General features: G+C 63.8%; 1 pseudogene. It reads left to right on the top strand.

The features are described from left to right. A pseudogene (locus AC1DSN_RS23125) lies at positions 1–1,020 on the top strand (RNA-binding protein); the annotation flags it as partial.

Genomic DNA, 1,020 nt, shown 5'->3' with positions numbered 1-1,020 from the left:
CCACGAAGCTACGCCGGCCTATCAGCTGACGCCGCGCGAGGCGCTGGCGCAGTATGCCGTGACCGGCACGTTCAACGGGACCTTCTATGCGGATGGTGCCGATCAGCTGGAGGCGGTTAAGGCGCTGGCACTTCAGGTCGAGCCGGAGTTTCTGGCCAAGGTGGCGGTCCATGCCGCCGAGAAGGCTCACATGAAGGACACGCCGGTGATGTTGCTGGCCATGCTTTCCGGCCTTCAGAGCGACGCCTTTGCCCGTGCGTTTCCGCGCGTGATCAAGAGTGGCAAGATGCTGCGCGGCTTCGTCCAGGTGATACGTTCGGGTGCAACAGGACGCAAGTCGCTGGGCACGCGGCCGAAGAAGCTGGTGCAGGCATGGCTGGAACGGGCAAGCACGGAGCAGATCCTGCGCGCGATGGTCGGCAACGATCCTTCGCTCGCCGACGTGATCCGCATGGTGCACCCGAAGCCGACCTCGGAAGAACGAAAGGCGCTGTATGCATGGGCGATCGGCAAGCCGCACGACTATGCGGCACTGCCGGAACTCGTCAAGGCGCTGGAGGCCTTCCGGCGTGACCAGACGAGTCTGGTGCCGACGGTGCCATTCCAGATGCTGACCTCGCTGCCGCTGACGCGGGAGCATTGGGTCGAGATCGCCCAAAAGGGCGGTTGGCAGATGGTGCGGCAGAACCTCAACACCTTCGCACGCAATGGCGTATTCGAGGTCGAGGGGTTTGCCGAGGCGCTAGCGGCGCGGCTGGCAGATCCGGACGAGGTCCGCAAGGCCAGGGTCTTCCCCTATCAGCTGATGATGGCGTGGAAGATGGTCGATGGCCAGGTTCCCGATGTGGTGCGCGATGCGCTGCAGGACGCGATGGATGTTGCGATTGCTAATGTGCCTTCGCTGGATGGCAATGTGGTGCTCTGCCCCGACGTTTCCGGCTCCATGGGGTCGTCCGTGACCGGTAACCGCAGGGGCGCGACATCAGCGGTCCGTTGCATCGATGTTGCCGGTCTGATGAC

The sequence above is a fragment of the Luteibacter sp. P4_D7_3 genome (assembly GCF_056401735.1).
This window is presented reverse-complemented; position numbering and strand designations above follow the sequence as displayed.